General features: G+C 62.8%; 12 protein-coding genes. 10 read left to right on the top strand and 2 right to left on the bottom strand.

Annotated elements, in window-relative coordinates:
- Nucleotides 1-13: 13 nt before the first annotated feature.
- From ACL9RI_RS10295 to ACL9RI_RS10255, 9 genes are all read left to right on the top strand, one after another.
- Nucleotides 14-2,365, top strand: a complete 2,352-nt coding sequence (locus tag ACL9RI_RS10295) for an MMPL family transporter (RefSeq protein WP_422726464.1) — start codon at nucleotides 14-16, stop codon at nucleotides 2,363-2,365.
- Entirely contained in the window at nucleotides 2,365-2,925 is a 561-nt protein-coding gene (locus ACL9RI_RS10290) for a DUF3261 domain-containing protein (RefSeq protein ID WP_422726463.1), read from the top strand. Before ACL9RI_RS10295 ends, ACL9RI_RS10290 begins: the two co-directional genes overlap by 1 nt.
- Before the next feature lies 1 nt (nucleotide 2,926).
- Nucleotides 2,927-4,117 (top strand): beta-ketoacyl-ACP synthase, encoded by a 1,191-nt coding sequence (locus ACL9RI_RS10285; protein ID WP_422726462.1) that lies wholly within the window; start codon nucleotides 2,927-2,929, stop codon nucleotides 4,115-4,117.
- The gene (locus ACL9RI_RS10280) at nucleotides 4,114-4,587 is read left to right on the top strand and encodes a 3-hydroxylacyl-ACP dehydratase (protein ID WP_422726461.1); all 474 of its coding nucleotides are present in this window, start codon (nucleotides 4,114-4,116) and stop codon (nucleotides 4,585-4,587) included. The genes ACL9RI_RS10285 and ACL9RI_RS10280 overlap by 4 nt, the downstream gene beginning before the upstream one ends.
- A complete protein-coding gene (gene fabG / locus ACL9RI_RS10275) occupies nucleotides 4,580-5,308 on the top strand; it encodes a 3-oxoacyl-ACP reductase FabG (RefSeq protein WP_422726460.1) in 729 nt (242 codons plus the stop codon). Before ACL9RI_RS10280 ends, fabG begins: the two co-directional genes overlap by 8 nt.
- Nucleotides 5,305-6,537, top strand: a complete 1,233-nt coding sequence (locus tag ACL9RI_RS10270; RefSeq protein ID WP_422726459.1) for a beta-ketoacyl-ACP synthase — start codon at nucleotides 5,305-5,307, stop codon at nucleotides 6,535-6,537. The genes fabG and ACL9RI_RS10270 overlap by 4 nt, the downstream gene beginning before the upstream one ends.
- Before the next feature lie 92 nt (nucleotides 6,538-6,629).
- On the top strand, nucleotides 6,630-7,049 hold the full coding sequence (locus tag ACL9RI_RS10265) for an excinuclease ATPase subunit (protein ID WP_422726458.1): 420 nt from the start codon (nucleotides 6,630-6,632) through the stop codon (nucleotides 7,047-7,049).
- Between the two features lie 90 nt (nucleotides 7,050-7,139).
- The gene (locus tag ACL9RI_RS10260; protein WP_422726457.1) at nucleotides 7,140-7,730 is read left to right on the top strand and encodes a hypothetical protein; all 591 of its coding nucleotides are present in this window, start codon (nucleotides 7,140-7,142) and stop codon (nucleotides 7,728-7,730) included.
- Nucleotides 7,731-7,832: 102 nt separating this feature from the next.
- On the top strand, nucleotides 7,833-8,501 hold the full coding sequence (locus ACL9RI_RS10255) for a 4'-phosphopantetheinyl transferase family protein (protein ID WP_422726456.1): 669 nt from the start codon (nucleotides 7,833-7,835) through the stop codon (nucleotides 8,499-8,501).
- Nucleotides 8,502-8,503: 2 nt separating this feature from the next.
- On the opposite strand, the gene ACL9RI_RS10250 is transcribed toward ACL9RI_RS10255, so the two are convergent.
- Together ACL9RI_RS10250 and ACL9RI_RS10245 are read right to left on the bottom strand one after the other, a co-directional pair.
- A complete protein-coding gene (locus ACL9RI_RS10250; RefSeq protein ID WP_422726455.1) occupies nucleotides 8,504-9,283 on the bottom strand; it encodes a DUF2145 domain-containing protein in 780 nt (259 codons plus the stop codon).
- Nucleotides 9,284-9,311: 28 nt separating this feature from the next.
- On the bottom strand, nucleotides 9,312-9,725 hold the full coding sequence (locus ACL9RI_RS10245; protein ID WP_422726454.1) for a hypothetical protein: 414 nt from the start codon (nucleotides 9,723-9,725) through the stop codon (nucleotides 9,312-9,314).
- Between the two features lie 149 nt (nucleotides 9,726-9,874).
- Between ACL9RI_RS10245 and ACL9RI_RS10240 the strand changes: the two genes are divergently transcribed.
- Complete coding sequence (locus ACL9RI_RS10240) at nucleotides 9,875-10,618, top strand: helix-turn-helix domain-containing protein (RefSeq protein ID WP_422726453.1); 744 nt, start codon at nucleotides 9,875-9,877, stop codon at nucleotides 10,616-10,618.
- Nucleotides 10,619-10,642 lie beyond the last annotated feature (24 nt).

Raw genomic sequence — 10,642 nt, 5'->3', positions numbered from 1 at the left:
CGCAGGCCGCGCGATGGCGATCGCCTGGGCGCTGGTGGTGGCGCTGCTGCTGGCGCACAATGCCTATCTGTGGATCGGCAAACGGATTGCGCCGGAAACCGATATCCTCGCCTTGCTGCCGGTGCAGGAGCGCGACCCGGTGCTGCAGGCGTCGTTTACGCATATGGTCGATGCGGCGCAGCAGCGCCTGGTGATACTGGTCGGTGCGCCCGACTGGGACGATGCGAAGCGGGCGGCCGATGCCTACAGCGCCGTGCTGGCGCGCCATGCCGACCTGTTCGTCTCCACGCCGCTCGACGAGCAGACGCAAAACGACTGGCTGGCGCTGTTCCAGCAGCACCGTTTGCCGCTGGTGAGCGCGGCGCAGGAAGCCCAGCTGCGCCAGGAAAATTCTGCCTTCTGGCGCGACGCGGCACTGAGCCAGTTATATAGCCCGTTTGGCGGACCGAAACTGGGCGCCTGGCAGGATGACCCGTTTGGCCTGTTTGGCGGCTGGGTGCAGGAGCGGGCACAGGAAACTCCCGTGCGTCCGCGCGACGGCCACCTGTTCGTGGCCGATAGCGAACGCCAGTACGCCTTGCTGCCGATGACCCTGAAGCTGCCAGCCTTTTCGCTGGGCGCACAAGAAACCGTGCTGCCGCTGCTGGCCCAGGCGGAAGCGGCTGCGCGCAAGGCCGTGCCCGGGGTGGAAATCATCAGCGCTGGCGTGATTTTGCATGCGGCTGCCGCCAGCAGCCAGGCGGCGCGCGAAGTATCGACCATTGGCCTCGGTTCGCTGGCCGGCATCATCCTGCTGACCTGGCTGACCTTCCGTTCGGTCAAGCCGATTTCACTGATCCTGCTGTCGATCGGCATAGGCTGCCTGGGCTCCTTGTCCGTATGCTGGCTGCTGTTTGGCAAAGTGCATTTGATGACGCTGGTGTTTGGCGCCAGCCTGATCGGCGTGGCCCAGGACTATGGGATTTACTTTTTGTGCAACCGCCTGGGCGCCGATCCCGCGCTCGATTCGCGCACCTTGCTGCGCCGCTTGCTGCCCAGCCTGTCGCTGACCTTGCTGGCCGCCGTGATCGGCTACATGGGACTGGCGCTTACGCCGTTTCCAGGCTTGCGCCACATGGCCGTGTTTTCCGCACTCGGCCTGGTGTTTGCCTGGCTGACGGTGGTGTTCTGGTTCCCGGCCCTGATCGGTGGCGGCACCTTGAAAAGTGGCGCGCTGGTCAAACGCTACGGCGCGGCGCGCGCGTACTGGCCGCAATTGCGGGCCAACCGCGCCACGCTGGTCTGCGGCGTGGTGTTCCTTGTGTTTGCGGGCATGGGCATTGCGCGGCTGGGCGTCAACGACGATATCCGCCTGCTGCAAACGCCGCCTGCGCATCTGATACGCGACCAGATCAAGCTCAGCAAGTTGCTCGATGCGCCCACGCCGGTGCAGTTTTACTTGGTGCGCGCCGACAGCGCCGAACAGGTGCTGCAGCGCGAAGAAGCGCTGAAACAGCGCTTGCTGCCGCTGATCGCGCAACAGCACCTCAGTGGCGTGCAGGCGATGTCGAACTGGGTGCCGTCGCAACAAGCGCAAACCCAGCGGCGCGCGCTGCTCGATACCGCCATTTTGCAGCCAGGCGCTGCGCTCGATCTGCTGGCGCAGTCTGTCGATGAAGGGCCGGCGTGGGCCGGCAAAGTACGCGCAGAATTGCTGCAGGCCGGCGCACCACTGACCATCGATGACTTCCTGCAGGTGCCGGCCAGCGAGCCATGGCGCCATTTATGGCTGGGCAAGGTGGAGGGCGGCTACGCTTCCATCGTGGCGCTGCGGGGCATGCAGTATGCCGCTATTGCGCTGCTGGCGCAGGCAGGCGATGGCTTGCCCGGGGTGCAGTGGGTCGACAAGGTGGCTGAAATATCGTCGGTGCTGGGCCGCTACCGCGTCTATATGGGCGCGGTGGTGCTGGGCGCCTACCTGGTGGTGTTTGGCTTGCTGCTGCCGCGCTATCGCCGGCGCACCTGGCGCGTGCTGGCGCCGACCGCGCTGGCCAGCGTGGCGGCGCTGGCCTTGCTGGGCTACCTGGGCCAGCCCTTGCAATTGTTCCACGTGCTGGCGCTGATGCTGCTGTTGGGCGTGGGTGTCGATTACGGCATCTTCATGCAGGAGCACCCGGATCGCCGCAATCACACGCCATGGCTGGCGGTGGGCCTGTCGGCGGCCAATACCCTGTTGTCCTTTGGACTGCTGGCCTTGAGCAAGACGGCCGCCTTGCAGGCGTTTGGCTTGACCATGCTGATGGGGACGACCCTGGTGTGGCTGCTGTCGCCATGCTTTGCCGGAGCCGACAACCGTAGTGCGGCCGATGCCGCAGGAGAAATCTGATGTTTTTACATTGTCAACGATGGGCGCCAGCGCTGTTGCTATTGCTGTTACTGGCCGGCTGCGCCAGCGCACCGCCTTCCACGCCGGCGCGCCTGGGGCTGAAACTGGCGCCGTCCGCGCTGGGCGCTACGGTCAGCGTGCAGCAACATCTGCGCGTCGAACGGGGAACACGGATCGATGAACTCGACGCGGCGCTGGAAGTGGAGCCGTCGCACCTCGACCTGGTGGGCCTGGCGTTCGGCCAGCGCGTGCTGTCGCTGCATTACGACGGCAAGGAAATGACGTCCTGGCGCCACCTGATGCTGCCGGCGCAGGTGCGTGCCGATGATGTGCTGGAAGATTTGCAACTGACCCTGTGGCCGCGCGAGGCCATCGCCCAGGCGCTGCCAGCTGGCTGGCGCATCGAGGATGAGGGCTTGCGCCGTACCCTGTCGCTCAATGGTGAAGTGGTGACGGTCATCGACTACAGCGGCATGCCCCGCTGGAGCGGCACGGTGGTGCTCGATAACCTGCGCTACCACTATCGTTTGACGATACAGAATGCGCCGGACGGAGCTTGATATGGCAGCACTGACTGTGTATCTGAACGCCTGCGGCATCATCTGTGCGCTGGGCAGCGGCATTGAAGAGGTAGGCGCGCGCCTGTTCGCCGCCGATAGCGGCGTGCTGCCTGTCGATAGTTATACGCCAGGGCGCAGCTTGCCGCTGGGCGTTGTCGCTACGCCGCTGCCGCCAGTGGCGCATCACGCGATCGGCGCGCGCAGCCGCAACAACCAGCTGGCGCTGGCGGCGCTGGCGCAGATCCGCCCTGCAGTGGCACAGGCGATCGCGCAGTACGGCGCCGGCCGGGTGGCCGTGGTGATCGGCACCAGCACCTCGGGCATCGCCGAAACGGAAGCGGCGATTGGCGCGCATGTGGCGGGCAAGGGCTTGCCCGAAGCCTTTCATTATGCGCAGCAGGAAATGGGCTCGCCGGCGCTGATGCTGGCCCGGGAGCTGGGCATCGATGGCCCGGCCTGGGGGCACTCGACGGCTTGTTCCTCGGCCGCCAAGGCGATGGCCAGCGCCGCGCGCCTGATCCGCATGGGCCTGGTCGATGCGGTGCTGACGGGTGGCGTCGATACCTTGTGCGGCTTTACGGTGGCAGGCTTTTCCGCGCTGGCCTCGGTCAGCGCTCAGCGCTGCAATCCCCTGGGCGCGGGGCGCGATGGCATCAATATCGGCGAGGGCGCCGCGCTGTTCCTGATGACGGCGGAACCGGCCGCCGTGGCGCTGCGCGGCTGGGGCGAATCGTCCGACGGCCATCATATGTCGGCGCCCGATCCCGCAGGGGGCGGTGCGCGTATCGCCATCAGGCAGGCATTGGCGCGCGCTGGCATCAGCGCATCGCAGGTCGATTACGTGAATTTGCACGGCACTGCCACGCGCCAGAACGATGCGATGGAAGCGCGCGTGATCGCCGATCTGTTCGGCGAGCAGGTCATGGCCAGTTCCACCAAGCCGCTGACCGGCCACGCGCTGGGCGCGGCGGCCGCCATCGAGGCGGCGCTGTGCTGGCTGGCCATGCAGGACGATAACGCCGAGGGCATGCTGCCGCCGCATCTGTGGGATGGCGTGCCCGATGAAAGTTTGCCGCCGCTGCGCCTGGCCTTGCCCGGTGCGCGCCTGGGCCGTCCGCTCGACTGGGCCTTGAGTAATTCGTTTGCGTTTGGCGGCTCGAATGCCGTTTTGTTATTCGGGAGGGGAGCATGAGTTTTCCAGATATCCGCGAGCTGGTGCCCCATTCCGGCACCATGGTGCTGCTTGACCGGGTGCTGTCGGCCGATGCTGAAAATCTGTGCGCCGAGGTGACCATCCATGCGGGCAGCGTGTTCTACGACGCACCGTCGGCGGGTGTCGGCAGCTGGGTCGGCGTCGAATACATGGCGCAGGCGATTGCCGCGTATGCGGGTTACCAGGCACGCCTGGTTGGCGCGCCCGTGAAGATAGGTTTTTTGCTGGGAGCGCGGCGCTACGATGCGCAAGTGCCCGTATTTCCCTGCGATGGCGTCTTGCAGGTGCATGTGCACCAGGCTTTGCAAGGCGAGAACGGACTGGGCGCGTTCGAGTGCCGCATCGAGATGGCAGGCGAGGTGCTGGCGCAATCGACGATCACGGTATTTCAGCCCGAAGATGCAAAGCAATTTCTGCAGGAGAGTATGAATGGAGCGCAGTATGAGTAATCAAAGTGTATTGGTGACGGGATCGTCGCGCGGCATCGGCAAGGCGATCGCCTTGCGCCTGGCGCGCGACGGCTTTGACGTGGTGCTGCATTGCCGTAGCGCCCGTGGCGAAGCTGAAGCGGTGGCGCAGCAAATCGCCGCGCTGGGGCGCGCGGCGCGCGTGCTGCAGTTCGATATCGGCGACCGTGCCGCGGCGGCTGCCGCGCTGGAAGCCGATATCGCCGAACATGGCTGCTATTACGGCGTCGTGTGCAACGCGGGCGTGGCGCGCGACAATGCCTTCCCGGCCATGTCGGGCGAGGACTGGGATATCGTCCTGCAGACGAATCTCGACGGTTTTTACAATGTGCTCAATCCGCTGGTGATGCCGATGGTCCAGCGCCGCAAGCCGGGCCGCATCGTCACCATGGCCTCGGTATCTGGCCTGATCGGCAATCGGGGGCAGGTCAATTACAGCGCCGCCAAAGCCGGCATCATCGGCGCCACCAAGGCGCTGGCGCTGGAGCTGGCCAAGCGCGCCATCACGGTCAACTGCGTGGCGCCTGGCCTGATCGAGACCGACATGATCAGCGAGGTGCCGCTGGACGAAGCGCTCAAGATGATCCCGGCGCGCCGCGTCGGCACGCCGGAAGAGGTGGCCGCTGCCGTCAGTTTCCTGGTCGGCGAGGAAGCGGGCTACATCACGCGCCAGGTCATTTCCGTCAATGGAGGTTTGGCATGAGCCGCCGCGTCGCAGTGACCGGCATGGCCGGCATCAGCCCGATAGGCAATGACTGGCCGGCCATCCGCCAGCGCCTGGGCGAGTACCGCAACGCCATCGTGCGCATGGAGGACTGGGCCGGCTACGAAGGCTTGAACACGCAACTGGGCGCGCCGGCTGCACCGTTCGACCTGACGGAGCGCTACAACCGCAAGGCGGTGCGCAGCATGGGCCGCATCGCGCTGATGGCCACGCGCGCCAGCGAACTGGCTTTGATCGACGCAGGGCTGGCGGAGCACCCCGTGGTGAAGAGCGGCGAGATGGGGATTTCCTTCGGCTCGTCGGCCGGCACGCCCAGCGCCATCGGCGACTTTGGCCGCATGATGGAAGAGCGCACCACCAAGGGCATCAACGCCACCACCTACATCAAGATGATGGCGCATACGGCGCCCGTCAATATCGGCGTGTTCTTTGGCGTCACGGGCCGGGTGATCACCACTTCGAGCGCCTGTACCTCGGGTAGCCAGGGCATCGGCTATGCCTACGAGGCGATCAGCAGCGGCAAGCAGCTGGCGATGATTGCCGGCGGCGCCGAGGAACTGTGCGCCACCGAGGCGGCCGTGTTCGACACGCTGTTCGCCACCAGCACGCGCAATGACGCGCCCCGGACCACGCCGCGTCCGTTCGAGGCCAGCCGCGATGGCCTGGTCATCGGCGAAGGCGCCGGTTGCCTGATCCTCGAAGCGCTGGAGCATGCGCAGGCGCGCGGCGCCACCATCCATGCGGAATTGGTCGGCTTCGGCACCAACAGCGATGGCTGCCATGTGACGCAGCCGAACGCCGCCACCATGCGCCAGGCGATGCTGCTGGCGCTGGCCGACGCCGGCTTGCAGCCGGCCGATATCGGCTACATCAATGCGCATGGCACCGGCACGCAGCAGGGCGATATCGCGGAATCGCAAGCCACCTTCGAGGTGTTTGGCGGCCAGACTCCGATCAGTTCGCTGAAAAGCTATATGGGACACACCCTGGGCGCCTGTGGCGCGCTGGAAGCGTGGATCAGTATCGAGATGATGCGCGAAGGCTGGTTTGCGCCCACCATCAATCTGCAGCAGGTCGATCCGCAATGCGCGCCGCTCGATTACATCGCCGGCGAAGGGCGGGCCATCGATTGCGACTATGTGATGTCGAACAACTTTGCCTTTGGCGGCATCAATACGTCGCTGATTTTCAAACGCTATCGCGCCTGATGCTGCTCTTGATGGTGCGTAAGGCGGACCTGTTTTTATTATTTTTTACTGAAGAGTAAGCGGGAATGAAACAAATAATGGCAGGAACGGTGATGGCGACGCTGATCGCTGTCCTGGTTGCGCAGGTAGCAGACACAGTCAACATGCGGTCGATCGCCAGTGCCTTGGCCGCCAACCATGCCCAGCAGGGCCTTGGCGATGGTGTCCAGTTCTTTTTTGGCGACCAGCCCACGCCGCCTGTTGCCAGCCGCCTTGGTACCGGTAATGTCAGCGAGAAAATGAATAGCATGGGTAAGTCCGCGGAAACGTCGTGCAATTTGACTTTCCTGTCGGACATGCTGGCGCTACAAAAGCGTGCGCAGGCCCTGGGTGCCGATGCGGTCATCCATATTGTCAGCAATTACAAAAACGTGGCGCATTCCAGCGCCACGCAATTCGAATGTCATGACGGTGCCATCATGACTGACGTTGCCCTGAAAGGGGATTTCGTCAAGTTAAAAGGCAGCAAGTAGAAACCTGAAAGAAGTCCAAAGCGGCTGCGATTGCAGCTAATCACAAGAATGGTGATAACAACGCCATTAAATAAGAAAGAGAATGCGTTCATGAAGAAAATTTCGACCACCGTAGTTTTTGCTGGCGCGGTGCTGGCAATGGCCATGCTGCAAGGTTGCGCCACGCGCGTCAAGGCATCGGCAACCAGCAATCCGGCGCCAAGCGAGGCGTTTTCCTCGTATGGCCGGATTCAGGTCAAGCCTACGGTCTTCGCTCAAGGCTATAAGGGCAACCCGGCTGCCCTGGCAAAAATTGAGGAAAATATTCATAAGGATATGGCTGAATCACTGACGAAGTGGAATGCAGGTCCGGAAAATGGCCGTGTGCTGATCATCGAACCGATCGTCGAGGAAATTCAGTTCACCGCCGGCGCTAAGCGCGTGTTGCTGGGCCCATTGGCAGGCAGCTCCGGTGTCCGCATGCGCGTATTGATCCATGATGACAAGGGCGTGACGGTAGCGACCCCCGAGTTCTTCCAGCGCGCTGGCGCCATGGCAGCCGGCTTCATGTTTGGCGTACACGATAACTTGATGCTGACGCGCGTCGCCAATCTGAGCAGCTCTTACATCAAGGCCAATTATGTACGCGCCGAAGGTGGCCCAACGGGCGCCGATGACAAGTCGATCGGCGCAACGAACTAATGCCAGGCATGCCGGCCTAAAAGTCCGGGCACCCTGACATGGCTCAAAGGCAGCGAGGGAAACCTCCGCTGCCTTTTTTTATCGTGTCAACTGCAGAGATTCATGGCAGACTGCGCTTTTCCCGATTCCCTGATTGCGATGTTATCTGTCTTGCCCCATGCCGACGCTACCATCTGGCTAGCCGATGCACGTAATGTCGATGCGGCACAGTTCCCCCGGTTTGCATCCTGGCTGAGTGGCTCGGAGGCGGCGCGTTATGCCGACTTCAAACGGCCGCTGCGCCAGCGCCAATTCCTGCTGGGGCGCGCCATGCTGCGCCTGGCCATGGGGCAACTGCTGGGCTTGCCAGCGGCAGACATTACGCTGGAGGAGAGGCTAGGGCAGGCGCCACTGTTGCTGGCAGCCTCTGCCGGTCCGTATTTCAGTATTTCACACAGCGGTCCCTGGATCGCTTGCGCAGTCAGTAGCGCAACGGCGCTGGGACTCGATATCGAGCAGTGCGATCCACGCCGTGATGTGCTGGCGCTGGCGCGGCAGGCGTTTGGCGCGGCTGTTTCAGATGCGCTGGCGGCCATGCCGCTGCCTGCACGCATGGCGGCGTTTTATCAGCGCTGGAGTGCGTCCGAAGCCGCTTGCAAGCTGGGCCAGGATGCGGCCAGTTCCGTGACGCTGGCCCATTCCGCGCTGTCCATCGTGCTGTGCAGCGCCGCGCCGCTGGCCCAGCCCCCCATATTGAGGACGACCACGCTGGCGTCCGGCGATTTTCCTTAAATTCAGCGCACCACGATTTCCTGCACATCCGCTTCGCGCTGGCGCACGAAGCGGGTGATGGAGTCGACGGTGACGACATCGATCTTGCCTCCCATGCGGCGGTCGAACGGGTGGTCGTCGAAGGCGATATTGGCGCGGAACATGCGCCCGCCCAGGCGCGTCGTGGCCGGTATGTCCAGCGTTTGCGGCAGGTAGTTGGCGCTACGCAGCCAGCTTTGCGCTTCGGCCCGCGTCTCGATTTTGCCCGGTTCATTGCTGGCTGCAGCCAGGGTTTCCAGTATCCACTGGTTCGAATTCTGGTATTTGGTCGAGAACGGATAAGCGAGCATATTGTAGTGCGCTTCGTGCAGGCGTTTGGGCGTATTGCTCGCCAGGATGCGCGCCAGCTGCTGCTGCGTTGCCTGGTTCGGTATGGTGATCAGGGCTTCGTACATGAAGACATCGCTCATGAAGAAGTTGCCCAGACCTTCATTGAACAAGGACGATTCTGCCGTGCCGCACTGATTGAGTTCATGCACCACCAGCCAGCGCCCCTTGGGATGGTCGCGCCAGGCCAGCGCCATGTGCGAGTAGCGCAGATTGTATTTCGACAAGTCTTGTCCTATGCGCGACAGCAGCGCCACTTGCGCCCCCGAGGCGTCCAGCGCCTGCAAGGTTTTATTGGCCAGGTCCATCGACTTGATCACGGTATCGGCATCGCTGGGTTTTTCTTCGCACGAGCGGCCCGCATGGGCGGCGCCGGCCAGGGCCAGGCACAGTAACAACAGTGCGTATCGTTTCATGGAGTGTCCTTTGTTATGCGTGGCGTGGTTAAACCCTGGAGTGGTGCAGCAAAGCCTGGCCCAGCTCGTTCGGGATGAAGGCAATCGCCTTGCCGGACAAGACCAGCACGTGGCCGGTGGAGACGGCCACCACGTTGACCACCGTGCCGGCCGCCAGCGACAAGCCCCTGGCCGCTTGGGCGCTCAGCTGGATGGAGGCGCCGCCCGCTTCGGATGCGCCTTTCAGGACGATGACGATGCCTTCGCCCACGGTTTGCACGCTGGCGACGACGATCTGGCCGGACGCCACCAGCATCGACATGGAGCCGGCCACCACGATGGCGGAGCCCTGGCTGAGATTTTGCGATCCCTTCGACAGATTTTCGGACACGCCGGCATGGGCCGTGCCGGACATGGCGAGCAAGATGGACAAAGATAAGCAGAGGGGCAGCAAGCGTTTCATGGTGGTCTCCTTCATATGTGCCTGATTGGCAGCGCCATGATTGGCCAGCGCCTGTGTCGGGTCAATGGAAACGCTACTCGTAGTGCGTGTTCATACTGGTAGTATTATTTTTTGATACTATATTCGCTTGTTGATTAGGAAAGAATGAGATGCAGCAAACCCATGCGTTGATCGAAGCCTTGAAGCGTTTGTTAAAAGCGCGTTCCGTGACGTATGCCGAACTGGCGCGGCGCATCGATGTCTCGGAAGCCAGCGTCAAGCGCATGTTTTCGCTCAAGCAATTCACCTTGCAGCGCCTGGAGCAGATCCTGGTGGCCATCGACAGCGACTTCCAGCAACTGACGCACGCCATGCAGGCGGCGCAGTCCGTGCCGGCCCTGATCACGGGGCTCACTTATGATCAAGAGAAAGAAATCATCGATGATCCGCGCCTGTTCGTGGTGGCTGTTTCAGCCTTGAACTTGCTGCCACTGGAACAGATCGTCGCCATCTACGACATCAGCGAAGCGCAAGCGATTAAATATTTGCTGCGCCTGGACAAGATCGGCTTTTTGGAACTGTTGCCGAACAACCGCGTGAAACTGCTGGTGGCGCGTACGTTTGCGTGGATACCTAACGGCCCCATCCATACGTATTTCAAGCAGGAAGCGTATGGCGACTATCTGAATTCGCAATTCGATGGCGAGACGGAATTGCTGCGCCTGGTCAATGTCATGCTGTCGAGAAAATCCACGGCGGCCCTGCTGGAGCGGCTCAAGCAGGTGGCCGTGGAGTTTTCCCAGCAGCACCAGGAAGATGCGCGCCTGCCGGGCAACGAACGGCTGGCCATCAGCTTCATGCTGGCGGCGCGGCCGTGGATGCCGCAAACCTTCAAGGCGCTGCTGCGACATTAAATTTGCGGCATTAAATAGACGGTA

The sequence above is a fragment of the Janthinobacterium sp. Mn2066 genome, assembly GCF_049319705.1.
Taxonomy (GTDB): domain Bacteria; phylum Pseudomonadota; class Gammaproteobacteria; order Burkholderiales; family Burkholderiaceae_D; genus Janthinobacterium.
The sequence above is the reverse complement of the archived record's forward strand: the minus strand, read 5'-3'. Positions and strand labels throughout refer to the sequence as shown.